Here is a 23184-nt window from a genome sequence, read left to right on the forward strand (position 1 = left end):
CTCAGCGCAACATGTTCAGAAGATCCTGGATCATCTGGTTGCTGGTCGTGATCACCCGCGTGTTGGCCGAATAGGCCTGCTGGGTGACGATCAGCTTGGTGAACTCGTCGGCGATGTCCGTGTTGGCGCCCTCGAGCGACGAGCCGACGATCTTGCCGGCGGCCCCGTAGACCGCGGTTCCCGACTCGTCGGTCGCCTCGAAGGCGCCGCCGTCGATCTTCTTCAGGTAGTTGGCGCCGGCGAACTTGGCGAGCGTCACCTCGGCGAGGTCGATGGTGCGGCCGTTCGAGTACGAGCCGACCACCCGACCCTTCTCGCTGACCGAGATGGTCTGCAGCGCACCGGCCGCGTAGCCGTTCTGGGTCAGCAGGTTGACCTGGACGTTGCCGTTCGGGTCGGAGAACTCGGTGATGCCGCCGGAGCCGAACTTCAGCGAGATGGTGCCGAGCGCCGCGCCGTCGACCGTCACGTCGGAGAGGGTCAGGTTCGCCACCACCGGGTTCATCTGGCCGTCGGAGCCGAACGTGAAGTTGGTGCCGACGTTCTTCCAGGCGGTCTCGCTGCCCGTGGCGCTGGAGTTGACCTGATAGAACAGGTTCCAGGTGTCGACGTGGCCGCTCCCGAGCGTGGTCGAGTCGATCTTGGCCCAGCGGAGCTGGATGTTGGCCTGAGACCCGGACACGTCGTAGGCCGTGATGGCGCCGCCGCCGATCGACTGCGACACGAAGGTGGTGACGTCGTCGCCGACCACGGTCTGGTTCGAGGGCAGAGCCGACTTGGTGCGCAGACCGAACACGGTCGGGTTGGCGTCGCCGCCGATCGTGATCTGGTCCGTCAGGCTCGCCGCCGTGATGGTGAGGTTGCCGTTGAGCGAATTCACCGAGGCGGAACCGCCGGTGAGCGTGGCGAGCTGGGTGGCGAGATCCGCCATGGTCTGGATGTTGGGCAGTCCGCCGGTGCCGAAGGTGAGGGTGAGGGTCGGGTTCGATCCGATCGTGATGGTCAGGGTCTGGCCGGACGCCGCCGCCGACTGCGTCAGCAGGTTGGTCGGATTGGTGGTGCCGACCGACAGCCCGATCTCGGTCATCAGCGCGGCGTTGCTGCCGCCGATGGCGATCGCCGTGCGGGCGTCCGCGCTCTGCAGCACGAGCTTGCCCGAGGCGTCGAGCGTCGCCGTCACGGCGGGGTTCGCGGCCGTGTTGATGGCCGACAGGACGTTGGCCGGCGTCATGCCGGCCGTCAGCACCACGTTGTTGCCGTTCACCGTGATGGTGCCGGCGTTCACCAGCGTGCCGGGCAGCACCGCCGCGCCGGTGAGCAGCGCGTTGGCGTCGGGGCTCAGCGTCGCGCCCGTGCCGGTGATCTTGGCGGGCTGCGGCGAGACGGCCAGGGGATTGGCGATGAAGTCGGTCGCCTTCAGGAGCTCGGAGCCGACCGTCGCGGTGTCGTGCGACGGCGTGAAGGGGTAGCGCGGCAGGTTGGCGCGGTAGGAGATCTCGGTGGTCGCCTGGGCCGGCAGGAAGTCGTTCTTGAACTTCAGGAGGCTCGGCACGCTGGCGCTGAGATTGCCGGTGGTCGAGTCGATCGGGATGCCCATCAGATAGTAGCCGGCCCCGTTGACCAGATAGCCGTCCTTGTTCGGCTGGAAGTCGCCGCGCCTCGTGAACTGGTTGACGCCGGAGAAGATCGGGTTGTTGTCCACCACGCTGGTCGGCTTCATGACGACGAAGTAGCCGTCGCCGTTGATCGCCATGAAGGTGCCGATCGAGCTCGTCTGGATGTCGCCTTGCACCGTGTTGGTGCCGCGCGACGAAGCCTGCACGCTGCCGGCCACCTGCTTGGAGGGCTGATTGTCCTGGATCAGGTCGGTGAAGCTCGTGTCGGTGCGCTTGTAGGCGGTCGTCTGCGAGTTCGCGATGTTGCCGGAGATGTTCTGCAGGGCGAAAGACTGCGCCTGCATGCCCGTCACGGAGGTGGTCAGCGCGCCAAAGATACCCATCGGTCGTCTCCACTCGGCCGAGCGGTACGCGAAACCCGATTGCGCGCCCGCACCCTGCCGACTGTTCAGCAAGCGCTGTGCCGACGGGTGACGGTGTTTGTTCTCAATGAGTTAGGCTCGGCCGGGCGGCGCGTGGCGAGGCCGCGCCCCGGCAAGAACGGCCGCTGCCCGGCAGATATTTCCGCCCGACAAAAATCGCGGCTGCGCGATCCTGCCGGGTCGCACATCCGTAGGCGGGCGAAGGCCTGTCTCCGGCCGCATGCCCTTCAAACGGACGCCGCACCCGAACCAGGCGCGACTTTTTTCGCGGCACCGAACTTTTTTCTCCCGCCTCCGACGACCGGCGGCGGCGGTGGCGGCGGTGGCGGCGGTGGCGGTGGTGGCGGCGGCTCGGCCCGGTCCGGATCGCGCCGGCGAAGCGGCCAACGGCAGCCCCCGGGCTCGCTTGCCCCGCCCCGGCCGCCGCCCTACTGTCCGGGGAAACCCGGACATCGAGGATCCGACATGCGCTTCGACGGCACCAGTGCCTATGTCGCCACCGACGACCTCAAGGTCGCCGTCAACGCCGCCATCGCGCTCGAGCGTCCGCTTCTCGTGAAGGGCGAGCCCGGCACCGGCAAGACCGTGCTGGCCGTCGAGATCGCCAAGGCGGTGGGGGCGCCGCTGATCGAGTGGCACGTCAAGTCGACCACCAAGGCGCTGCAGGGGCTCTACGAGTACGACGCCGTGTCGCGCCTGCGCGACAGCCAGCTCGGCGACGCGCGGGTCAAGGACATCCGCAACTACATCAAGCGCGGCAAGCTGTGGGAGGCGTTCGTCGCCGATACGCGACCCGTGCTGCTGATCGACGAGATCGACAAGGCCGACATCGAGTTCCCGAACGACCTCCTGCAGGAGCTCGATCGGATGGAGTTCTACGTCTACGAGACCGGCGAGACCGTGCGGGCGCGGCGCCGGCCGATCGTCGTCATCACCTCCAACAACGAGAAGGAGCTGCCGGACGCCTTCCTGCGCCGCTGCTTCTTCCACTACATCCGCTTCCCCGACCCGGACACGATGCGGGCGATCGTCGAGGTGCATTTCCCCGGCATCAAGCAGCGGCTGGTCGCCGAGGCCTTGCGGCTGTTCTACGAGATCCGCGACGTGCCCGGCATGAAGAAGAAGCCCTCGACCTCGGAGCTGCTCGACTGGCTCAAGCTCCTGATGGTCGAGGACATCGGCCCCGAGATGTTGCGCGAGCGCGACCCCAAGAAGCTGATCCCGCCCCTGCACGGCGCGCTGATCAAGAACGAGCAGGACGTCCACCTGTTCGAGCGCCTCGCCTTCATGGCACGGCGCGAGGGGCGTTAAGATAAAGCAGAGAGGCACGTTAACGAAACAGAAGCTTCGAGCTAATTATTACACCTACAACCCAGCGCAAGCATTAACTTGCTGAGCGTTGACCGAGTCGAAATATTGTATGCACGTGACAACTCTCTTAGTTCATTCTCCGAAATACTGCTTTTTTCCAAAAACTCCCTAAACTTATTGGGGTGAAATCTATATAATTCATTCAATTGCGCAAATGTCAATTGAATTGCAAAGAGATGATGTGCTGGGATATCGCATGCAACAATAAGATCCGAAATATCATAAAGCGCCGGGAAAAGCGGCAATTGAGCATCACTCAAGCGCCGCCCGCGTCTTAATCGCTCTGCGAACGAACGCTCAACCGAATCTGGACGTACAGAATTTCTGCTTTTCCCGCGCGATCGGCGACCGAGTTTAGCGTGTCCGATCATAATGCACCCGCGCGATGGCCGGAGGCTCCGCCCCCTTATATACCCGATCTACAAAGAAGGAATTCTTTGATTTGCTTACACCACAGAAGAAGCCACACCGTGAATTTTGCCAACGAAACCCACAATACCAATTCCCCACAAAACGATCCGGGATTTCGTAAATTACTCCATTGAAGCAAGTTTCACCAATCAGATCGCGCGGATCGCTCAGCTTTAAAATCCTGCGAAAAATCCATTCACTCGCGTTAGACACATCGTTTTTTAGATCGAGATCATCTAGTCTGAGCCATTCATTCGCCGGCCCAGTAGTCCAAATCATCTGCATTCTAACACGATCAAACCCCACGATTGAGTCTCCCTTCACTTTCTCCAAGCATTTCTTGAAGTTTCTCAATTGGCCCTATCGCCTTGGAAGCCAAATCCCGGACGGCACCTAGGGACTCCGTGAGATGAGAGAAGTCATACTTGTTTGCAATCTCCTTAAGCCTTCGCCTTTCGATAAACATTTCCTGCAGAATTCCCTTTAACTCAGAAACTACATCGAGCATATTATGATCTAGCCAGAATACATGATCCTCTGAAATCTTAAATGAGCTTGGTATGTTTATTGGAAATCGTTCTAGCATTTCAATTACTTCACGAGAACAATCAAGATGCTCCTCGCCAGGAGCAACAATCTTTGTTTCTACACCAATTGATGTCGCACGGCACTGGAGAACAAAGGACTCTACCTCATTCTTCATTCGCCCTAATCCGGACTTCAGCACGGCTCTAAATCGCCTCGCGCGGGAAAGCTCTTCATTCTTCTTCTCTTCTTCTACGCGGCGCCGCTCCGCAAACCACAACGATATTGCAATTGCAGCACCAATCAGTGCGCCCACAACCTGGGAAAGCGCCTGCGGATCAGCCCAACGCCTTAGATACTCAAGCATTCTAGAATCACGCGCTGCGATCAACGAAACGCTACTACTGCAAATTGAGCAATTTGTCGACCACCCCGCAGAGATCTCGATTGAAATATTTCAACGATCTCACCCTGGGTTTAAGGGCGGCTTGAGCCAGATTTCATCACCGCTCAGACGCAACAACCCCGCGGCTGGATCCGTCTGCCCCAACCAACTTACCAGGAGCGTGCTGCAAAATGCGCCTGAGGCAAGTAGGTGATCGCGTCAATCGCCTCCCCCGCCGCCGTCACTGCCACTCGTGTCGGACGACGACCCGCCACCCCGTCGCGTCCCGCGACGCACCAGGGCGACCAGGATCCCACCGACCGCCCCGGACACGGCGAGCAGTCCGAGCACCGTCTGGGCATCCGACGTCATGTCGCGTCTCCTCGCGGGGGCGCCGCATCAGATCAGATGATGGCTGATGCAGTAGCGCACCGCCTCGCTGCGGCCGCCCGCCGGACCGCCGTCGCGCGAGGTCTCCGGCTCGGGCGGAGAGCCGGTCCGGACCACGGTGCCGGCGAGCCGTCCGGCGGAGCCGGCCTGGGCCTGCTCTGTGCCGAGGGCGAGACGATCGTGCGGGCTCATTTGGCTCTCCTGGCGTAGACCGGATCATCGAACGACGATCGGTTTCTACGGCAGGGCGACGGCGCGCTCCGTGCGGAGGATCACACGGGGCCGCGCCGGTGGCCGCCGGGAAAGGGCAAGCGCCGCACGCCCGGCCGGAACCGGACCGGACGGCGCGAAAGCCCACATCGGCCCGATCTCTTGGTGAAAACGTTTACACCGACAGAGCGGGACCGGCGGGACGGCTCGAAAGGGCCGGTCGAGGACCGACGAACGGGCTGCCGCTCAGCCGACCACCGCGGTCGTGATCTCCGCCGCCTGCGCGTGGCGGGTCAGCAGCTCCGCCGTGCGGTCGAGCACCGCGGGCAGGCCGTCCGCCCCGCCGAACGCGGTGACGACAAGGAGCATGCGCGTCGTCCCGACCGTCACCATGGCGCGCTCGGAATCGCTCGTCGGGCTGCCGAACGGCCCTTGCGCATCGACATAGACGGGCAGGCCTTCGAGGTTCAGAACGTCCTTGCCGATGCCCTTGTAGGTCTCGCCGGCCGCCGCCACCCGCATCGTCACGGCGTCGCCGACGATGCGGTCGCGGTCGTAGACCCCGAGCGACTGGCGGCTCTCGATCGATACGAGGTTCATGAGATCGACCACGGTGTTGATGCGATAGAGCCCGAGCCCGCGCAGCACCCGCCGCATCAGCGCCTCCTGCGAGCCGCGATAGCGGGTCGGATCCTTGCCGAGCGCCCGGTAGCCCCGGCGCAGCGCCTGCACGGCGGGCAGCTTGGCGATGTCCTCGATCACCATGTCGCGCGTCACCGCCGCGGCGCCGGCGTCGAGCGCCGCCCCGAGCGCCGGATCGTCGGTGCCGTTGACGACCCGCGCCTCGACGAGGCCGAGCACCAGCGACGGACAGGCGGCCTTCACGGCGGGATCGATCACGATGGTCATGCGGCACCTCGGCGATTTGCGACCGCCAATAGAGCGCCCCGGCCGAAACGTAAATCCCGGCCCACGCGGACGCGCTCAGCCGCAGGCCGGCAGCTCGCCGGCGCCCGGCACGTCGCGCAGATCGACGTCGCGCATCAGCGGGAAGAAGTCGCCGCCGGCCTCCGTCTTCAGATAGGTCGTGAGCAGCACCCGCTCCGGCGCGGCGGCCGTGCGACACGCCTCGGCGCCGACGCCGAGCGTCAGCGAGCCGCGCTCGCCGCGTCCCTTGCGGGCCATCAGGTCGCTGCGCAGCGCCGTCACCCGGGCGACGTCGGCGGGCTCGAGCCGATAGGCCCAGACCGCGGCGCCTTTCGTCACCTCGCCGCGCAGCGACGCGAGGTCGGCCGGATCGGCGGCATCGGCGAGCACGAAGGCGCTCACGACGGGCGCGGCGGCCCCGACCGTCACGGTGAGCTTCAGGGTGACGCTGCCGGGCCGCGGCCGCACCCCGGCCGGCAGCCGCACCCCCACCCGCAGCACGGCCGGGTCGATGGTGGTGAAGTCGGTGCGGGCGAGCTTCACCATCGACGTCACCGGCATCGACGTGCAGGCGCCGGCCGTCAGGGCCACGGCCCCGAGAATCCCGGCCAAGCCCCGGCAGGATCGCGATAAACGCATCTCTACACCTCGATTGACGAGAATGAGTTATTGTTTTATGATAATTCATCATCGCAAATCGATCAATGAGGTCGTTCATGTCAAGCGTCGCTCCGGCCCCTGCCATCGCCTCGGCGCAAGCCCGGCTCGCCCGCCTCTCCCGCCGGATGGAATGGGTCACGACGCTGGGCATCGTGCTGATCGTCGTATTGATGGGGCTCGCCTTCGTGATCCCGGACTGGAGCCGCAACCTGCTGCTGCACCGGCTCGGGGCCACCGGTGCCAAGCTGCCGCTCGCGGCGTCCGATCAGGCTGTCATGGCGATGATCCACGCCGTCCCGCTCGGGCTGATGATCTGGGGGCTGTGGCAGGTGCGCTCGCTGTTCCGCGACTTCGCGGCCGGCCTGGTGTTCACAGCCGCGGCGGCGCAGCGGCTGCGGCTGTTCGGTTTTTCGGTGCTGCTGCAGGGACCGCTCGGTCCGCTCACCGCGACGGCGCTGGCGCTCGCGCTGTCGCTCGGCAATCCGCCCGGCCAGCGCTATCTCGTGCTCACGTTCTCGATCAACGACTACGTCGCCCTGATCGTCGGTGGCGTGCTGATCGCGGTCGCCGCCGTCATGCGCGAGGCCGTCCAGCTCGCCGACGAGAACGCCGCCTTCGTGTGAGTCCGCCGATGCCGATCGTGGTCAATCTCGACGTCATGCTGGCGCGGCGCAAGATGCGCTCGAAGGAGCTCGCCGAGCGCATCGGCATCACCGAGCAGAACGTCTCGCTGCTGAAGTCCGGCAAGGTGAAGGGCGTGCGCTTCGACACGCTCGGGCGCATCTGCGCCGTGCTCGACTGCCAGCCGGGCGACATTCTCGAATATCGGCCCGGCCCGGAGGACGAAGGGACGCCGGGCGACGACGCCTGATCCCGGCGCCGGCGTCAGCGCCCGGCGGGGCGGTCGGGCGCGGCAGCTGCCTCGCCCTCGTCGATCGCGCGGGCGCGGCGCCAGTCGAGCGTGTTGGGCGGCTCCGGCGGATCGGCCGGCCCGAAGGACGGGTCGGCGAAGGAGCGTCCGCCATAGGCGGCGACCGGCCGCGTGTCGTAGCGGTCCGCCGCGTATCCGTCCGTCGCATATCCGTCCGCCGCGGACCGATCCGCGTCGTACCGGTCGTCGGCGGTCGCGCCGGCCGCGACCGGCGACGGTGCCGCCGCCACGGCCCGCACCTCGGCCCAGGCGGCCGGCGGCGGCGGATCGACCGCGTCGTCGTCCTGGCGATAGCGCGGCAGCGCGCCGGCGAGGCGCTTGCGGTCGCGCCTGCGCGCCAGCCCGGCCTCGATCGCCTCGCGCCGGTTGCGCAGGCGGCTGCGGGCCTCCTGCAGCATCCGCCCGGCGATGCCGCCGGCCCACACCAGATCCCAGGGCTCGAACTGCCGCACCGTGTCGTCGTTCTCGACGATCGCCCGGGCGATCAGGTTGCCGGCGATCGCCGTGGTGTTGAGCCCGTGCCCGGCGAAGGCGCCGGCGACCCACAGGCCGGGCGAGACCTCGCCGATCTGCGGCATGCGGTGGATCGCGAAGGCCATGCTGCCGTTCCAGGCATGGGTGAACTCGACCGGCCCCAGCCTCGGATAGACCGAGGCGATCGCCGGCGCGAAGCGGCGCCGCGCCACCCGCATCGGATCGCGCGGGAAGCAGGTGCCCTCGCCGCACCACAGCAGGCGATCGCCGTCGATCACCCGGTAATGGTGATTGGCGAAGCGCGAGTCGCTCACCGCGCCCGGATAGGCGATCGCCTCGCGCAGCTTCGGGCCGAGCGGCGCCGTCACGGCCGTCGTGCTGGTGATCGACATCACGGTCGCGGCGAGCTGCGGCATGATTTCGGCCATGTGGACGTTGCCGGCCAGCACGACATGCCCGGCCCGCACCATGCCGCCCGGCGTCGCGACGCGCTTGCGCACGCCGGCCGGATCGATCTCGCGCGCCGGCGTGCCCTCGAAGATGCGCACCCCGGCCGCCTCCGCCGCGGCGGCGAGGCCGAGCGCGTAGTTGAGCGGCTGGATGTGGAAAGCGTTCGGATAATGGATGGCGTGGAAATAGGCGTCGGTGCGCAGATGCTCGCGCACCTGCTCCACCGGCCACCCCTCGACGGCGGCGCCGAACTCGCCCATCAGCAGGGCGAGCGTGTCGTCCATGTCGTCGAGATCGTCGGTCTTGGAGACGTCGAGCCAGCCGCGCGCCGGTGCGACGCCGGACAGCTCGCGCTCGCGGATGATGGTGCGGACATAGGCGACGCCCGCCTCCGACAGCGACCAGAGCTGCCGCGCCCGGTCGAGCCCGACCCGCGCCACGATGGTGCGGGCATCGCAGGCGAAGCCCGGCAGCACGAAGCCGCAGTTGCGGCCCGAGGCGCTCCAGGCGACCCGCTTCGCCTCCAGCACGACGACCGACCAGCCGAGCCGCGCGACCTCGAGCGCCGTCGTCAGCCCGGCGAGCCCGGCGCCGATCACGCAGACGTCGACGTCGAGGTCGATCGCCAGCGCCGGCCGTTCGGGCGCCGCGACCGCCGTCGCCGCATAGAAGCTGTGCCCGTAGTCGTCAGCCGCCGCCGCGTCCATCCTGCCTCGCTCGTGTTCCCGCCGCCCGCACTCGACCGCGGGACGGATACCGGCCGTTCACCATCGCCGTCCAAAGTCGGATCTCGTCCGGCCTTCTCGCCGCGACCGGACGACCCGGGACGATGGATCGCCCATTGCCCACTGGACTTTGTGCGCCGCCACATGGAATTTGCAACCCATGCGCCGACTCGTCCTGCTCCGTCATACCAAAGCCGACCCTGCCGCGGCCGGGATTTCCGACCATGCGCGCCCGCTGAACGCCCGCGGCACCGCCGCGGCCGACCTGATCGGCGCCTACATGGCGCGCCATCACCTGGTTCCCGACGCGGTGGTCTGCTCGACGGCGCAGCGGACCCGGGACACCTGGGCGCGCGTCGCCCGGCAGCTCGGCGACCCGCCGGCCGCCACGTTCGAGCGCCGCGTCTACGAGGCGCCCGCCGAGCGCCTGCTGGCGACCATACGGGCGGTTCCGGACGAGGCCCATGCGGTCTTGATGGTGGGTCACAATCCCGGCCTGCACGAGCTCGCGACCACCCTGATCGCCACCGGCGACGTCGAGGAGCGGGAGCGGCTGCACGAGAAGCTGCCCACCGGCGGCCTCGTCGTCATCGATTTCGCCGTCGACGCCTGGACGGACATCCACCCCCGCAGCGGCCGACTGGATCGCTTCGTCACGCCGAAGAGCCTCGAGGACGATCCCGTATAGGCGCCGCACCGATCTCGGTGCGGATGAGATCGGCCTGACTTTACCGATTGTTAAGCCGAACACCTCGAATTTTAGAGAGGACGAACCGGCGCGGGAACCGCGGGCTGGCAGGTGACGTTCAGCCTACACATCTCGACGACACGCACCCGCGGGCCGTGCCGGGCTTGGGCGGAATATCGGGTGGTCGACACGCGCCGATGGAACCGGAGCGGCAGTTCGACGTTGTCACGGTGCTCAATCGTTCCGTTGGCTGCTGTGCCATGACGCTGAAGATGAACCATCTCCGCTTCGACCACGTCCGTTGCGAGGACAATCACGAGCCGCTGGCGTGCGGGGATCTCCGGCGACCGGTCGTGAAGCCGTTCGATCCGGACGAGCTCGATCGGCTCCCGCAGCCGACCGACGACGATCCGCCCTATCGTCCGTGGTGGGTGGTCGACCGTTCGTGACGAGATCGACTCAAAGCCGGGAGAACCACGCCGCCTCCATGGCAGGGTCGCAGGGCGAGGCCGAATCGGCTAGACAACTTCACATTGCGATCGCGACACGGCGGACGTCTGACGGCGCCCGCCGATTTCTTGTCTGGATAGTGGTGTTGCTGGAGCGTGTCGGTCGAGCGCCTGCCGCTCGGCTCGGATCGTGCGTCGGTTCTGCGTTCGCCCGGGTAGTCCCGTCTCGAAGCTCGTTATCAGCCACGAGGATCCCATGATTCGGTTTGTTACGGCGTCGGCTGCGGCAGCGGTCGTGCTCGCCGCCTTCGCGTCCCAGCCGGCGTCCGCCCGCACCCCCTACGACGGTGCGTGGAGCGTGGTCATCATCACTGACCGCGGAACCTGCGACCGTGCCTATCGGTACAGCGTGCAGATCGTCGACGGCATCGTTCGGTACGCCGGCGAGATGGGAATGGATTTCCGCGGCCGCGTCGGCAAGGGCGGCGCCGTCGCCGTGAGCGTCGCGGCCGGTGGCTCGCGCGCCGACGGCCGCGGCCGGCTCGGCCGCGACTACGGCGGCGGCACCTGGGCCGGAAACTCGTCGACCGGCGCCTGCTCGGGCCGCTGGACCGCCGAGCGCCGCTGACCGGCGCACCGCCTGCCCCCGGCGCTCCACCGCCGCGAACCCGTTCGACCCGACCCGGCGCCAGCGATGGCGCCGGGTCGTGTCGTGATGGCCTGCGCATGATCGATCCCGCAAGATCGGTGCGCGATCCGCGCCAGGTCCGCGTCCTCCGCGTCCTCCGCGTCGATCCGCCCGGGCCGCCTCGGGACCGCCGATCAGGCGGGTCGCGTCGACCCCCGAGCGGGCGGACACCGCATCGCTCCGGCGGCCGCAGCAGCGCCGATCAGCGGGCGGCGCGCGCCTTCTGGTTGACGCTGCCCTCGGCCATCGCGGTGAGCGCGAGGTCGGTCGCCTTCTCCTCGTCGAGCGTCGTCTGAAGCACGCTGGCGCAGTCGGTGCGGCCGAGCTGCCTGGCCCAGGCGATCAGGGTGCCGTAGCGGGTGATCTCGTAGTGCTCGACCGCCTGGGCGGCGGCGATCAGCGCGGCGTCGAGCACCGTCGGATCGTCGACCTCGCCGACCACGTCGTCGGTCTCCTCGATGATGCCGTCGATCGCCGGACAATCGACGCCGCGCACCTCGAGGCCGTGCATGCGAAACACCTGCTGCAGGCGGGCGATGTGGGTCTCGGTCTCGCCGAGATGCGCCTTGAAGGCCCGCTTGAGCTGCGGGTCACCGGCCTTCTCGATCATCTCGGGCAGCGCCTTCACGATGCGGTTCTCGGCGTAATAGACGTCCCGCAGCGTGTGCACGAAGAGATCGTCCATCGTGCGGATGTCCTTGGAGAAAATGCCCATTGCTCGGATCCTGTGACGGGGGTTTGCAGGGGTCGTCGCGGCGGCGCAGCCTCGTCGCGCGCCGGGTGCCGGCCCGAAGCTCGAGGCGCGGCTCGCCGGACCAACGGCCCGGAAACACGCGGGTTCCGGCCTTCCGAAGACATCTACGGCTGCACCGATCGCCGGGCTGTTTGACCTTGATCAAGGTCGTTTTCGTCAATCGTCCTTTACACTCTTGGCCCATGAACAGTGTCATCGCGCTCGCCGAACGAAACGTCCCCCGGTACACGTCGTACCCGACCGCGCCGCACTTCTCGCCGACGGTCGACGCCAAGACCTATGCCGGCTGGCTCGAAGCCCTGCCGGCGGGCTCCACCCTGTCGCTCTACCTGCACGTCCCCTTCTGCGTCGACATCTGCCTCTATTGCGGATGCCACACCAAGGCGGTGCGGCGGGACGCGCCGCTCGACGCCTACACGGACCGGCTGATCGAGGAGATCGGCCTGGTCGCGGCCAAGGCCGGCAGCAAGACGGTGGTGCACATCCACTGGGGGGGTGGCACGCCCTCGATCCTCGGGGCGGAGCGGCTCGGCCGCATCGTCGACGCGATCAAGAGCAACTTCGATCTCTCGACCCTGCACGAGCACGCGATCGAGCTCGATCCGCGCCGGCTGACGCAGGAGCTGGCCGACGCGCTCGCCCGCATCGGCATCACGCGCGCCAGCCTCGGCGTTCAGGACTTCTCGCCCCACGTCCAGGAGGCGATCGGGCGCATCCAGCCGTTCGAGATCGTGCGCGACGCCGCCGCCATGCTGCGCAAGGCCGGCATCGATCGCATCAACATCGATCTGATGTACGGCCTGCCGCATCAGACCATCGCCGACGTCGAGAAGAGTGCCGCGCTCGCCGCGTCGCTCGATCCGGCCCGCCTCGCGCTGTTCGGCTACGCCCACGTGCCGTGGTTCAAGGGCAACCAGAAGCTCATCGACGTCGCCGCCCTGGCGGGCCCCGGCGAGCGCATCGAGCAGGTGAAGGCGGCGGCCCGCACGCTGGCGAGCCACGGCTACGTGGCGATCGGGCTCGACCACTTCGCGCGGCCCGACGACGACCTCGCCAAGCTGCAGCGCGGCGGCCGACTGCACCGCAACTTCCAGGGCTACACGACCGACGAGGCCGACGGCCTGATCGGCTTCGGTGCCTCGGCGATCGGCAAGCTGCCGCAGGGCTTCATCCAGAACGCCGTCGACATCGCCGGCTATTCGCGCACGGTCGAGAGCGGCTCGCTCGCCACCATCAAGGGCGTCGCGGTGTCGGCCGACGACGTGCTGCGGGCCGAGGTCATCGAGCGGCTGATGTGCGACCTCGCGGTCGATCTCGACGCCCTGCCGGAGAAGCTGACGGCGGGCCTCGACACCGGCTTCGCCCACGAGCTGAGCGATCTCGACGGCCTGGTCGCCGCCGGCATGGTGCGGGTCGACGGCCGACGGATCGTCATCACCGAGGAGGGCCGGCACTTCGTCCGGTTGGTGGCGGCGGCGTTCGACGCCTACCTGCCGCAGAACCGCTCGCGCCATTCGGTGGCCGTGTAGGCCGCCGCGGGAATTCGGTGGCCCATCGGCCACAAAGTCGTACTGACGACCATATTGCGATGGCCGGGGCGCGCCCCGGCCATCGTCGTTTTCAGGAGGGCGCTCGCTAAGGCCGGCCGATGCGACTGCGCGGATCAGGCGGCGGCGCGGCCGCGGCGGCCGTTCGCCTTCTTGGCCGACCTCGCCGCCGTCTTCACCCCGCTCCTGGCGCCGGTCTTGCCCTTGCCGCGCGACGCGGCTCCGCGGGCCGGGCTGCGGCGCGGCGGCGCCTTGCCCGAGGCCTTCGGGTTCGCCGCCTTCTTCGCCATCACGGTGAGCTTCTTGTCGGTGGCGACCTCCTCGCGCAGCGTCTCGGTCAGCAGCGTCGCGACGTCCTTGCGGCCGAGCTGCTTCGCCCAGGCGACCAGCGTGCCGTAGCGGGTGATCTCGTAGTGCTCGACCGCCTGGGCGGCGGCGATCAGCGCGGCGTCGAGAACCTCCTTGTCCTCGACCTCGCCGGCGACGTCGTCGGCCTCCGCGAGGATGCCGTCGATGGCCGGGCACTCGGTGCCCTTGGGATCCTGATCGAGCGCCTTGAACACCTGGTCGAGCCGCTTGATCTGGCGCTTGGTCTCGGCGAGATGCGTCTTGAAGCCGCGCTTGAGCTCGGCGTCGCTCGCCTTCTCCATCATCTCGGGAAGCGCCTTCTCGATCCGACGCTCGGCGTAATAGATGTCCTCGAGCTGATGGACGAAGAGATCGTCCAGGGTGCGGATCTGATCGGAAAACATCGCCATTCGGGGGCTCCTTGGGACGGTCCGGTGCGGACCTCGGGGGATCGTCGCGCGCGATCGATGCGGTCGTCGCGACAGTCGTAATCTCGCCACCAACGACCGATCGCGGGGCCGGTTCCGCGACGCGCCGGTGTACGAGTTGAATCGCGGGCGAAATTGCGCAGGATGCGCGGCGTCGCGAGTCGTTTCGACCGCCAAGAGGCCGCGGTGTCGCCGCCGAGGCGGTGTCGCCGCCGAGCCCGACACGCCCAGCCACAGCCGAGCCAGAGCCGAGTCATGAACCGCGCAGCGAACCGCAGAGCGACCCCGACGACGACCGCATCCGCGATCGACGAGACGGCGCCGCCCGCGCGCGCCCTGATCCTGTGCGTCGCCGTGCTGGGCGGCGTGGCGGCGACGATCGCGGCGCAGCTCGCCTTCGCGCGGTTCGGGCTCGATCTCGGCGCCGCGTGGCGCGACATGATGGGACTGCGGAGCGGCCAGATGCGCTCGGCCTTCGCCTGGTGGGCGATCGCGCTCACCGCCTTCGCGGCCGGCTTTCTGATCGCCCTGGTGACGCGGTGGCTGTCGCGCACCGAAGCCGATCTCGCGATCCTGCACTGGATCGGCGGGCTCGCGCTCGTCGCCGGCCTCGCGCTGGCCGGCCACGCCGCCGGCGCGCCGGCCGGCCTGCCGGTCGGGGCCGCGACGGCGCTCGGCCTGACCACGCTGGCGGCGGCCGGCCTGCTGTCGCTGCTCGGCGGCTATTTCGCCACGCGCCGCTGACCCGCGCCGATGTGGCCGCGGCGTGGCGGCGACTCCCGTCGGATTTGCACAACCCGCGGGCATCACAAAAAAAACACGCGCAACGTGATAGAAGCCGGCATCATGTCCGTGCCGACTCGACCGGTCGTCTCGTGGCCGTTCGAACCGGGTTACGAGCCGAAGCCACGCATGCGTAGCGGCCGCTGCCGCATGCAAGCCACAGCCCCCGCCGCGTGATGCCGATCGCAGCATCGCCGGCGGGTGGACCATTCGAGGCAGGTGGACAATGCGATCGTGGTCGCCGACGTGCCGCGTCTTCCGGTTCCTTCCGTTCGGGCTCGCCGCGAGCCTCGGCATCGGCCTCGCGGTCGTCGCGATCGCGACGCCGGCCGACGCGGCACCGCGCCAGAAGCTCGTCTGCCCGAAGACGCTGGTGGAGCCTGGCGCGTTCGCCGACGATGCCGAGCACGCCCGTTACGCCGCCTGCCTGCGCCGGGCGGAGGCCCGCAAGGCACGTCTCGCCAAGCAGAAGCAGCAGGCGGCCCCGGCCGCCGGCGCCGGCGCGGCGGCGACCGGGGCCGCCGCGACGGCGGCGGCGGGACGCGAGGCGACCGGCAAGACGCAGCCGAGCGGCCGTGACTTCAAGGCTGCGGATCTGGCGCTCGCCGTCGTTCCGGGTATTCCCGACGCCCGCTTCTGGGGCGACTCCGAGGCGGACTATCTGCGCGTCCTCGGCGGCGCCGGCGACGCCTGGCTGGCGCTCTCCGCCGGCGGCGAGGACTCGGGCTTCGGCGCCGGCCTGTTCACCGGCCTGTCGGCGAGCGGCCGCCGCACCGACTACGCCGTGGTGACCGGGGTCAGCTCCGGCGCCCTGCTCGCCCCCTTCATTTTCCTCGGCCCGTCGCGCGACGGCGAGATGCGCGACAACTTCATGGCCCTGAACGCGGCGGAGGTGTTCGAGGATCAGCGCACCCGCGAGAGCCTTCTCGACACCTGGCCGCTGCGCAAGTACCTGGAGCGGCACATCACCCGCGAGCTGATCGATGCCGTCGCGGCCGAGCACAGGCGCGGCCGTCGGCTGATCGTGCTCACCGCTAATCTCGACACGGCCCGCCCGGTCGCCTGGAACATGGGCGCGATCGCGGCCGCCGGCACCGACGCCTCGGCCAAGCTGTTCCGCGACGTGCTGGTCGCGTCGAGCGCGATCCCCGGCCTGTTCCCGCCGATGATGATCGAGACGGAGACGAACGGCCGCAAGATCCAGGAGATGCATGTCGACGGCGGCCTCGCCTCGACGCTGTACGTGGCACCGGATTCGATGCTGCTCGCCGGGGCCTCGAAGCTGCCGATGAAGCGCGTCACGCTGGTGATCAACGGCAAGCTCAGGCCGGAATTCGACGTGACCGACCGCAGCCTGGTCGGCGTGCTCGGCCGCTCGCTGTCGATCGGCGTCAAGCGCGGCAGCCGGACCACGGCGCTCCTGGCCGCCGCGGCGGCGCGGCGCGCCGGCATCGGCTTCGAGATCGCTTATGTCGACCAGGGCTTCGATCACCCGAGCCGCGGCATGTTCGACCCCGCCTACATGAAGGCGCTGTTCGAGAGCGGCATCGCCCAGGGCAAGAGCGCGACGCCGTTCCGCGCCGCGCTGCCCGGCACCGGGAGCGCCGACACGGCGGCCGGGGGACCGTCCTCTCCTGCCACGCTCCCCGTCGCAGGACCGACCGACGGCTCCGCCGCGCAGGCGAGCCCGCCGACGGGTGGCGCCACGGCGCAGTGAACGGCTGCGGCGCGGGGGCCTCGGACCGGCGGCCGGCGCCGCCCCGGCGGACGCGGCCCCTGCGCTCTTGCGGCACGGCGCGGCCGGGTCCAAAGCTGAGCCGATTGCGTCACCAGATCGATCGAGCCCCGATGCCCCGCCTGTTTCGCGTCTCCACGCTTCGCGGCCTCTGGTACGGCCTGCGCACCGAAGGCCCGCGCAGCCTGCTGCGCCTCGCCCGCAACGAGCTCGCCGAGCCCCGCCTCGCCCTCACCCGCAAGGTCAGGGGGGCGGTCTCGGCGGTCGGTGATCGCTTCCGCCGCGTCACGACGGCGAGCGAGGCGTGGTCGGACGATTGCCTGCAGCTCGTCTGGGATCTCGCGGTCGCGCCCGTGTCCTACGACCTCGTCGCGGCGCTCGCGGCGGCCGAGATCGAGCGGCGCAAGCGCGGTCTCGGCGGCCTCGTGGTGATCGTCGTCCCGGGTCCGCATCACGGCGTGAAGCGGGAGACGCCGGCGCACGAGATGGCCGAGGATCCCGAGACGCGGCTGCACCGGCTGCGCCAGGAGCTGTTGCCGCTGCTCGCGCTGATGCCCTCGGTGCGCGGCCATGCCGTCTGCGGCGACCGCCAGCAGGCGTGGTCGCTGATCGCCGGCGACGACCGCCGGGTCTATCCGGACGGCTATCGCATCTTCCTGCCGCTGCGGCCCGATCCGGGCGCGGCCCGCGACGAGGCGCGCCGCGCCGGCACGGTATGGCCGCTGCTCGGCGCCACGGCTCCGGGCCGCCGGGCCGCCGTGGAGTATCTCACCCGAGTCGCCGGCGGTCGCCGGGCCGTGGTGATCACGCTGCGGGCGAGCGCGCTCTCGCCCCGCCGCAACAGCCGGATCGACGACTGGGTGGCCTTCGCGGACGGCCTCGATCCGGAGCGCTATGCACCGATCTTCGTCTACGACGGGCCACTCGGGGCACCGCCGCCGGACGCGCTCGCCGGCCGGGAGGTCTGCGTCGCGGCGAGCCTCGATGTCGAGATCCGAATGGGGCTCTACGAGCGCGCCTGGCTCACCATGGGCGTATTGTCCGAGCCGTTGACGCTCGCCTGGTACGACGAGCGCGTCCGCTACCAGGTGTTCGTGCCGATCGACGAAGCCGACGACGTGACGGCGCGCGCCTTGGAGGACCAGGGCCACCGGATCGGCGGCGACATCGAGTTCGCCCGGCCGTGGCAGCAGCTCGTGTGGAAGGCCGACGAGCTCGCGGCGATCCGGCTCGCCTTCGCGGTCATGGAGGCACGGCTGACCGCCATCGAGGCGGTGGAGCGCACTGCGTCGGCCGCGCTGGCTCGCGCGTGACGAATCGCGGCCGAGGAGGCAAGTCTCCGGTGCAGCGCCTGATCGTTCGGCGGGCTCGCGGCCGTCTCAAGGACGCCGGCCCAGGCGGGGCGGAACGACCGAGGCGTCGCGGCAACGCCAATCGGAATGGATCACGCGGGCTGGGCTCGCCGGATATCCGCGCCGAGCAGAGGCGGCGCTCAGAGCCTGTGCATCGGCCCACCGGCGTGGTCGATCAAACGTCTTGGATCAAACGTCTTGGATCAAACGTCTTGGATCAAACGTCTTGAATCAAACGACTTGAACCAAACGTCTTGAATCAGACCAGGAAGGTCAGAACTGTCGACAGCACGCAGCCGCTGACCAGCAGCAGCCAGTCGCCCCGGTCGAAACCGAGCAGATGGGCCGAGCCCCCGGTGCGGTCGTAGATGGCATTGTCGTAGGCGGTGTCGTCGAACATGAATGTCCCCTGGAGAACAATGCCCCCTGCTCCACCTCAACGCGCAACGGGGCACTCGGTTCCAGGGCGGTAACGATTTATTAACGATTTGCAGACCTCGCCCGGACGAGTGATTCGCGCCGGACGGCCCGAGGATCGGCGGCCGGCCGGCAGGCGGCCGGAGCGCCGTCGCGGATCGCGCGCGGGCCATCGGCAACCTGGCCACGCGACGGGTTATCGGTCGGCGAAGCGCATGCCGCCGGCAGCACACACCGGACGGTCGGCGGTGCCCTAAGCCTTCGGGCGCCAGTCGGTCAGGAAGGTATCGATGGAGCGGAGCCACTCGGCGTTCTTGGCGAGCAGCTCGGAGGTGCGCGCCATCATCGCGAAGTGGTCGCGCTCCCGACTCGAACTCGTCGCCCCGGCGCGGTCGGCGAAGCGCGTCGCGTTCCGCCGATGCTGCTCGGCATCCAGCAAAACCTGTCGTGGCGTTCGACGCATCACTCGGTCCCCCGCCGAAACCCTCCCGCAAGACGAACGGACATTAGCTCGAACAGCTTGCTCGCGTCTACGCTTGGTTGTAATCGTCCACAGGGCACCGGATCCCGTGCGACACGCGGCGATCCAGGATGCGCCGTTCCCGCTCCTGCCCGGCATTCCGCGGGAGGCCGCGATCGGCCGGTCGGAGGGGCGACCGCGCGACGAATGCGCATCTATAATTCATCTGGATTAATCAATCACATGTTTTGATTTGCTTTTGTGATGAAATGCCGGCGGAATTCGACCGGGTCCGGGCCCCGCCGCGTGCATGGCCGATGCACTCGCCTCGACGGAGAACTCGCATGCTCACCCTCGCTCGTCTGGCCTGCTGTGCCGCCGGGCTGGCCGTGGCCGTCCTCGCCTGGACCGAGCCCGCCGCCGCCCAGCGCGTCATCCGGGTCGGCCAGGCCGACACGCTCACCGGGCACAACCTGCCCGAGCTGATCGCCATGGCGAACGCCGAGAAGCGGCTCGGGGTCAAGTTCAACGTCGTCGCGCTGAAGTCCGACGACGTCGTCTTCCAGGCGGTGATCAACAACGAGATCGATATCGGCATCGGCGACGCCTACAAGGGCATCGACACGCTCAAGGCGCCGGTGCGGCACTTCTTCCTGCTCCGCCGGGTCGCCTATTTCCCGGTCGTCAACAGCGAGGCCTACAAGACCTGGAAGGATCTCGCCGGCGCCGACATGGCCGTGCACGCGCGCGGCTCCGCCACCGAGGCCCTGGCCCTGCAGATGGAGAAGGCGAACGGCATCAAGTTCGGCCAGATCAGCTTCGTGCCGGGCTCCGAGGTGCGCATCATCGCGATGCGCCGCGGCACCATGAAGGCGACGCTGCTCGACCTGCCGAACACTCGCAAGCTCACCGAGGAGGATCCGAAGAAGTTCATCGTCCTCCCGGTCGAGACCCAATCGGCGAGCGACGAGATCTTCTACGCCACGACCAAGTTCATCGCCGACAACAAGGAGCTGGTGCAGGTGCTGTGCGAGGAGCTGCTGAAGTCGCTGCGCGCCGTCAACGCCGACCCCAAGACCCCGGCCAAGCTGCGCACCGAGCTCGGCCTCCTGAAGGATCTGCCGAAAGCGCTCGCCGACGACATCACGCCGTATTTCGAGATGGCCGTGCCGGGCGGCCTGTTCCCGACCGACGGCGGCGGCGCCGCGGCGGCCAAGGCCGACTTCGACTTCCTGATCGCGGCGGGCCGTTTCAAGGGCCAGAATGCCGATTACCGGGTCGAGGACTTCTGGGATCTCGCGCCCCTGAACGCTGCGCTCGCCAAGGTCGGCACGAACTGAGCGGACGGACCACCCCGCATGCCCCCGCTCGTGCCGCGATGACACGAATCGAGACGTCGCGGCGCGGCGGGGCGGCTGCCCCCGAGGCGGCCGACCGTCCGGCCGCGGCGGTCGCCGATGCGGACAGCCCCGCACCCGCACGGCGCGGCGAGCGTATGCGCGGCGAGCGCCTACGCGACGACGGCTGGCCGGACAAGAGCTGGCGGGACAAGAGCTGGCCCTGGCAGGTCGCCTCCTTCGTCCTGGTGCTCGGCGCCTGGGAGATCGCCGGGCGCTGGCCCGTGAGCCTCGCCTTTCCGCCGTTCTCGCGCGTCGCGGTCGCCTTCGTCGAGATGGCGGCGGCCGGCGACTTCGGCCGCGCCTACGCCGTGACGCTGCCGCCGCTCCTCGTCGGCATCGGCATCGTCGCGGTGCTCGGTGTCGGGCTCGGCATCGTCATGGGCCTGTCGCGCGGCGTCGAGTGGATCGGCATGCCGTTGATGGTCGTGCTGCAGACCGCACCGGTCGCCGCCATCATCCCGCTGCTCACCTACTTCTACGGGGTCAGCCCGACCTCGAAGACCGCCGCCGTGATCCTGCTCGCCGCCCCCATCGTTGTGCTGAACTCGTATCGCGGCATCCGCAACACCAATGCGTCGCTCCTCGACATGTGTCGCTCCTTCCTCGGCACCCGGATCCAGCAAGTGTTCAAGATCATGCTGCCGCATGCGAGTGGCATGATCTTCGCTGGCTTGCGGCTCGGCATCTCGGCCGGCTTCATCGGCGTGGTGCTGGCCGAGCTCTTGATCTCGCCCACCGGCATCGGCGACCTGATCAGCTACAACCGGTCGATCGCCCGCTACGACAAGATGTTCGCCGCGATCCTCTCGATCCTGGCGCTCGCCACCGTGACACTCGCGCTGCTGCAGCGCCTCGAGAACCGGCTGTTCCGGCCGGACCACGCGGTTTCCGGATGATTCCGATGGCCTTTCCCGTGCCCGCCTCGACGCTCGGCGCGTCTCCCGCCGCCGATGCTCCGCCGATCGTGCGGGTCGCGGGCGTCACCATGCGCTACGCCAACGGCGTGACGGCGCTCGACGGCATCGACCTCGATGTCCCGCGCGGCAAGCTCACCACGCTGCTCGGTCCGAGCGGCTGCGGCAAGACCACGCTCCTGAAGATCATCGCCGGCCTGCTGCGGCCGACCACCGGAACGGTCGCGGTGAACGGGACGCCCGTCATCGGTCCCGGGCCGGAGCGCGCGCTGGTGTTCCAGGACTTCGCGCTGCTGCCGTGGGCGACCGTGCTGCGCAACGTCGCCTTCGGGCTCGAGCTGCGCGGCGTCGCGAAATCCGAGCGCGAGGCGATCGCGGCGAAATACATCCGCGAGGTCGGCCTCTCCGGCTTCGAGAACCAGTATCCGAACCAGCTCTCCGGCGGCATGCGCCAGCGCGCCGGCCTCGCCCGCGCGCTCGCGGTCGACGCCGAGATTCTGATGATGGACGAGCCGTTCTCGGCCGTCGACGAGCAGATGCGACGCAAACTACAGGAGGATCTCCTGGCGCTGCTCGCGGTCGAGAAGAAGACCGTGATCGTCGTGACCCACTCGATCGAGGAGGCCGTCTATCTCTCCGACCGCGTCGTGCTGCTGTCGCGCCGGCCGAGCCGCGTCTCGGCGATCCGCGACCCCGGCATCGCCCACGACATGCCCCCCGACCAGATCCGCCGCGACCGCCGCTACCTCGACACGGTCGACGAGATCTGGGACATGTTGAAGCAGTACCTGCAATGAGAACGGCGGCGACCACCGACGATCACCGTCACCCTGAGGTGCCCGGCGAAGCCGGGCCTCGAAGGGCGACGGCCCGGGCGCCCGTGTCGATTCTCGGGCCGCATCCTTCGAGGCTCGCGGCGCGAGCACCTCAGGATGACGGATCACGATTCCGCGGAGCCGCCCATGACCCCGCGTAGCGTCCTCGATCACGTGCCGTCCGGGTTCTCGCTGCTCGTCTGGGCGGCGATCTGGGAGTTGATCGGCCGGTTCGGCGGCATCGACCTGATCCCGCCGATGAGCGCGATCGTCGCCAAGGCGGTCGAGCTGGTGCAGACCGACGCTTTCATGAAGGCGCTCGCCGTCACGGCGCAGGCCTTCGGCGTCGGCATGGCGCTGGCGATCGTGGTCGGCATCCCGCTCGGCGTGCTGATGGGCGTGTGGCGCCCGGCCGAACGGCTCCTCGACGTCTGGGTCAACATCTTCATCAGCGCACCGCTGACCGCACTGGTGCCGGCCCTGATGCCGTTGCTCGGCATCGGCCAGACCACCGTGGTGGCGACCGTGTTCCTGTTCGCCGTGTGGGTTCTGGTGATCGACACCCAGGCCGGCATCCGCCATGTCGGCGGCTCGCTCGTCGACATGGCGCGGGTGTTCGGCGGCACCCGCTCGCAGATCTTCTTCAAGGTGCTGTTACCCGGTGCGCTCCCCGAAATCCTCACCGGGCTTCGGCTCGCCGTCGTGCGCGGCGTCAAGGGCGTGGTGATCGGCCAGATCATCATCGCGCTGCTCGGCTTCGGCGAGCTGTTCGAGCTTTATCTCCAGAACTTTCTCATGGAGGAGTTCTGGGCCCTGGTGTTCGTCGTCTTCGCCCTCGCCTTCGTGCTGGTCGAGCTGGTCGGGATGGTCGAGCGCCGCTTCGACTTCTATGCCGGCTCGCGCTGAGCC

General features: G+C 68.4%; 23 protein-coding genes and 1 pseudogene. 14 read left to right on the forward strand and 10 right to left on the reverse strand.

Annotated features, from left to right (window positions below):
- Position 1: 1 nt before the first annotated feature.
- On the reverse strand, positions 2 to 1999 hold the full coding sequence (locus ACFSOX_RS18880; RefSeq protein ID WP_378479371.1) for a flagellar hook-basal body complex protein: 1998 nt from the start codon (positions 1997 to 1999) through the stop codon (positions 2 to 4).
- Positions 2000 to 2503: 504 nt separating this feature from the next.
- On the opposite strand from ACFSOX_RS18880, the gene ACFSOX_RS18885 reads away from it, so the two are divergent.
- Positions 2504 to 3349, forward strand: a complete 846-nt coding sequence (locus tag ACFSOX_RS18885) for an AAA family ATPase (RefSeq protein ID WP_378479372.1) — start codon at positions 2504 to 2506, stop codon at positions 3347 to 3349.
- A gap of 766 nt (positions 3350 to 4115) precedes the next feature.
- Here the strand turns inward: ACFSOX_RS18885 and ACFSOX_RS18890 are convergent.
- From ACFSOX_RS18890 to ACFSOX_RS18905, 4 genes are all read right to left on the reverse strand, one after another.
- A complete protein-coding gene (locus tag ACFSOX_RS18890; RefSeq protein ID WP_378479373.1) occupies positions 4116 to 4712 on the reverse strand; it encodes a hypothetical protein in 597 nt (198 codons plus the stop codon).
- 417 nt (positions 4713 to 5129) lie between these two features.
- The gene (locus ACFSOX_RS18895; RefSeq protein WP_378479374.1) at positions 5130 to 5312 is read right to left on the reverse strand and encodes a hypothetical protein; all 183 of its coding nucleotides are present in this window, start codon (positions 5310 to 5312) and stop codon (positions 5130 to 5132) included.
- Between the two features lie 264 nt (positions 5313 to 5576).
- Positions 5577 to 6239, reverse strand: coding sequence for a B3/B4 domain-containing protein (locus tag ACFSOX_RS18900; protein ID WP_378479375.1), 663 nt, complete (start codon positions 6237 to 6239; stop codon positions 5577 to 5579).
- Positions 6240 to 6314: 75 nt separating this feature from the next.
- Positions 6315 to 6848, reverse strand: a complete 534-nt coding sequence (locus ACFSOX_RS18905; protein ID WP_378479376.1) for a hypothetical protein — start codon at positions 6846 to 6848, stop codon at positions 6315 to 6317.
- 125 nt (positions 6849 to 6973) lie between these two features.
- On the opposite strand from ACFSOX_RS18905, the gene ACFSOX_RS18910 reads away from it, so the two are divergent.
- Together ACFSOX_RS18910 and ACFSOX_RS18915 are read left to right on the forward strand one after the other, a co-directional pair.
- Positions 6974 to 7540 (forward strand): DUF2975 domain-containing protein, encoded by a 567-nt coding sequence (locus ACFSOX_RS18910; protein WP_378479377.1) that lies wholly within the window; start codon positions 6974 to 6976, stop codon positions 7538 to 7540.
- Positions 7541 to 7548: 8 nt separating this feature from the next.
- Positions 7549 to 7788: a helix-turn-helix domain-containing protein gene (locus ACFSOX_RS18915; RefSeq protein WP_378479378.1), complete on the forward strand. Its 240-nt coding sequence runs from the start codon at positions 7549 to 7551 to the stop codon at positions 7786 to 7788.
- Positions 7789 to 7802: 14 nt separating this feature from the next.
- Here ACFSOX_RS18915 and ACFSOX_RS18920 read toward each other — a convergent pair whose 3' ends face one another.
- A complete protein-coding gene (locus tag ACFSOX_RS18920) occupies positions 7803 to 9479 on the reverse strand; it encodes an NAD(P)/FAD-dependent oxidoreductase (RefSeq protein ID WP_378479379.1) in 1677 nt (558 codons plus the stop codon).
- A gap of 178 nt (positions 9480 to 9657) precedes the next feature.
- On the opposite strand from ACFSOX_RS18920, the gene ACFSOX_RS18925 reads away from it, so the two are divergent.
- The 3 genes from ACFSOX_RS18925 (at position 9658) to ACFSOX_RS18935 (ending at position 11262) form a co-directional block, all read left to right on the forward strand.
- Positions 9658 to 10185 (forward strand): SixA phosphatase family protein, encoded by a 528-nt coding sequence (locus ACFSOX_RS18925; protein ID WP_378479380.1) that lies wholly within the window; start codon positions 9658 to 9660, stop codon positions 10183 to 10185.
- A gap of 260 nt (positions 10186 to 10445) precedes the next feature.
- Positions 10446 to 10634 (forward strand): hypothetical protein, encoded by a 189-nt coding sequence (locus ACFSOX_RS18930; RefSeq protein ID WP_378479381.1) that lies wholly within the window; start codon positions 10446 to 10448, stop codon positions 10632 to 10634.
- Between the two features lie 256 nt (positions 10635 to 10890).
- A complete protein-coding gene (locus ACFSOX_RS18935) occupies positions 10891 to 11262 on the forward strand; it encodes a hypothetical protein (RefSeq protein WP_378479382.1) in 372 nt (123 codons plus the stop codon).
- Positions 11263 to 11524: 262 nt separating this feature from the next.
- Here the strand turns inward: ACFSOX_RS18935 and ACFSOX_RS18940 are convergent, their stop codons facing one another.
- Positions 11525 to 12037, reverse strand: a complete 513-nt coding sequence (locus tag ACFSOX_RS18940; RefSeq protein ID WP_378479383.1) for a YciE/YciF ferroxidase family protein — start codon at positions 12035 to 12037, stop codon at positions 11525 to 11527.
- 221 nt (positions 12038 to 12258) lie between these two features.
- On the opposite strand from ACFSOX_RS18940, the gene hemN reads away from it, so the two are divergent.
- On the forward strand, positions 12259 to 13605 hold the full coding sequence (hemN, locus tag ACFSOX_RS18945; protein WP_378479384.1) for an oxygen-independent coproporphyrinogen III oxidase: 1347 nt from the start codon (positions 12259 to 12261) through the stop codon (positions 13603 to 13605).
- 275 nt (positions 13606 to 13880) lie between these two features.
- Here the strand turns inward: hemN and ACFSOX_RS18950 are convergent.
- A pseudogene (locus tag ACFSOX_RS18950) lies at positions 13881 to 14381 on the reverse strand (YciE/YciF ferroxidase family protein); the annotation flags it as partial.
- A 273-nt stretch (positions 14382 to 14654) separates the two neighbouring features.
- On the opposite strand from ACFSOX_RS18950, the gene ACFSOX_RS18955 reads away from it, so the two are divergent.
- From ACFSOX_RS18955 to ACFSOX_RS18965, 3 genes are all read left to right on the forward strand, one after another.
- Positions 14655 to 15143, forward strand: coding sequence for a hypothetical protein (locus ACFSOX_RS18955; protein ID WP_378479385.1), 489 nt, complete (start codon positions 14655 to 14657; stop codon positions 15141 to 15143).
- Positions 15144 to 15408: 265 nt separating this feature from the next.
- Positions 15409 to 16899, forward strand: a complete 1491-nt coding sequence (locus ACFSOX_RS18960) for a patatin-like phospholipase family protein (RefSeq protein WP_378479386.1) — start codon at positions 15409 to 15411, stop codon at positions 16897 to 16899.
- A gap of 131 nt (positions 16900 to 17030) precedes the next feature.
- Positions 17031 to 18230 (forward strand): hypothetical protein, encoded by a 1200-nt coding sequence (locus tag ACFSOX_RS18965; protein WP_378479387.1) that lies wholly within the window; start codon positions 17031 to 17033, stop codon positions 18228 to 18230.
- 298 nt (positions 18231 to 18528) lie between these two features.
- On the opposite strand, the gene ACFSOX_RS18970 is transcribed toward ACFSOX_RS18965, so the two are convergent.
- Together ACFSOX_RS18970 and ACFSOX_RS18975 are read right to left on the reverse strand one after the other, a co-directional pair.
- On the reverse strand, positions 18529 to 18669 hold the full coding sequence (locus tag ACFSOX_RS18970; RefSeq protein ID WP_378479388.1) for a hypothetical protein: 141 nt from the start codon (positions 18667 to 18669) through the stop codon (positions 18529 to 18531).
- 270 nt (positions 18670 to 18939) lie between these two features.
- Entirely contained in the window at positions 18940 to 19125 is a 186-nt protein-coding gene (locus ACFSOX_RS18975; protein WP_378479389.1) for a hypothetical protein, read from the reverse strand.
- 365 nt (positions 19126 to 19490) lie between these two features.
- On the opposite strand from ACFSOX_RS18975, the gene ACFSOX_RS18980 reads away from it, so the two are divergent.
- The 4 genes from ACFSOX_RS18980 (at position 19491) to ACFSOX_RS18995 (ending at position 23181) form a co-directional block, all read left to right on the forward strand.
- Entirely contained in the window at positions 19491 to 20486 is a 996-nt protein-coding gene (locus ACFSOX_RS18980) for an ABC transporter substrate-binding protein (protein ID WP_378479390.1), read from the forward strand.
- 38 nt (positions 20487 to 20524) lie between these two features.
- Positions 20525 to 21442 carry an ABC transporter permease gene (locus ACFSOX_RS18985; RefSeq protein WP_378479391.1) on the forward strand — a complete coding sequence of 306 codons (918 nt, stop codon included), beginning with the start codon at positions 20525 to 20527 and terminating at the stop codon, positions 21440 to 21442.
- A gap of 5 nt (positions 21443 to 21447) precedes the next feature.
- Entirely contained in the window at positions 21448 to 22257 is an 810-nt protein-coding gene (locus ACFSOX_RS18990; RefSeq protein ID WP_378479392.1) for an ABC transporter ATP-binding protein, read from the forward strand.
- A 165-nt stretch (positions 22258 to 22422) separates the two neighbouring features.
- A complete protein-coding gene (locus ACFSOX_RS18995; protein ID WP_378479393.1) occupies positions 22423 to 23181 on the forward strand; it encodes an ABC transporter permease in 759 nt (252 codons plus the stop codon).
- Positions 23182 to 23184 lie beyond the last annotated feature (3 nt).

The sequence above is a fragment of the Rhodoplanes azumiensis genome (assembly GCF_042682915.1).
GTDB lineage: Bacteria > Pseudomonadota > Alphaproteobacteria > Rhizobiales > Xanthobacteraceae > Rhodoplanes > Rhodoplanes azumiensis.

Coding starts and splice junctions, on each gene's coding strand:
- ACFSOX_RS18990 (WP_378479392.1), top strand. CDS start 21,448: ATGGCCTTTCCCGTGCCCGCCTCGACGCTCGGCGCGTCTCCCGCCGCC.
- ACFSOX_RS18940 (WP_378479383.1), bottom strand. CDS start 12,037: ATGGGCATTTTCTCCAAGGACATCCGCACGATGGACGATCTCTTCGTG.
- ACFSOX_RS18890 (WP_378479373.1), bottom strand. CDS start 4,712: ATGCTTGAGTATCTAAGGCGTTGGGCTGATCCGCAGGCGCTTTCCCAG.
- ACFSOX_RS18970 (WP_378479388.1), bottom strand. CDS start 18,669: ATGTTCGACGACACCGCCTACGACAATGCCATCTACGACCGCACCGGG.
- ACFSOX_RS18960 (WP_378479386.1), top strand. CDS start 15,409: ATGCGATCGTGGTCGCCGACGTGCCGCGTCTTCCGGTTCCTTCCGTTC.
- ACFSOX_RS18915 (WP_378479378.1), top strand. CDS start 7,549: ATGCCGATCGTGGTCAATCTCGACGTCATGCTGGCGCGGCGCAAGATG.
- ACFSOX_RS18880 (WP_378479371.1), bottom strand. CDS start 1,999: ATGGGTATCTTTGGCGCGCTGACCACCTCCGTGACGGGCATGCAGGCG.
- ACFSOX_RS18920 (WP_378479379.1), bottom strand. CDS start 9,479: ATGGACGCGGCGGCGGCTGACGACTACGGGCACAGCTTCTATGCGGCG.
- ACFSOX_RS18895 (WP_378479374.1), bottom strand. CDS start 5,312: ATGAGCCCGCACGATCGTCTCGCCCTCGGCACAGAGCAGGCCCAGGCC.
- ACFSOX_RS18935 (WP_378479382.1), top strand. CDS start 10,891: ATGATTCGGTTTGTTACGGCGTCGGCTGCGGCAGCGGTCGTGCTCGCC.
- ACFSOX_RS18980 (WP_378479390.1), top strand. CDS start 19,491: ATGCTCACCCTCGCTCGTCTGGCCTGCTGTGCCGCCGGGCTGGCCGTG.
- ACFSOX_RS18955 (WP_378479385.1), top strand. CDS start 14,655: ATGAACCGCGCAGCGAACCGCAGAGCGACCCCGACGACGACCGCATCC.
- ACFSOX_RS18900 (WP_378479375.1), bottom strand. CDS start 6,239: ATGACCATCGTGATCGATCCCGCCGTGAAGGCCGCCTGTCCGTCGCTG.
- ACFSOX_RS18910 (WP_378479377.1), top strand. CDS start 6,974: ATGTCAAGCGTCGCTCCGGCCCCTGCCATCGCCTCGGCGCAAGCCCGG.
- ACFSOX_RS18995 (WP_378479393.1), top strand. CDS start 22,423: ATGACCCCGCGTAGCGTCCTCGATCACGTGCCGTCCGGGTTCTCGCTG.
- ACFSOX_RS18965 (WP_378479387.1), top strand. CDS start 17,031: ATGCCCCGCCTGTTTCGCGTCTCCACGCTTCGCGGCCTCTGGTACGGC.
- ACFSOX_RS18925 (WP_378479380.1), top strand. CDS start 9,658: ATGCGCCGACTCGTCCTGCTCCGTCATACCAAAGCCGACCCTGCCGCG.
- ACFSOX_RS18930 (WP_378479381.1), top strand. CDS start 10,446: ATGACGCTGAAGATGAACCATCTCCGCTTCGACCACGTCCGTTGCGAG.
- hemN (WP_378479384.1), top strand. CDS start 12,259: ATGAACAGTGTCATCGCGCTCGCCGAACGAAACGTCCCCCGGTACACG.
- ACFSOX_RS18885 (WP_378479372.1), top strand. CDS start 2,504: ATGCGCTTCGACGGCACCAGTGCCTATGTCGCCACCGACGACCTCAAG.
- ACFSOX_RS18985 (WP_378479391.1), top strand. CDS start 20,525: ATGACACGAATCGAGACGTCGCGGCGCGGCGGGGCGGCTGCCCCCGAG.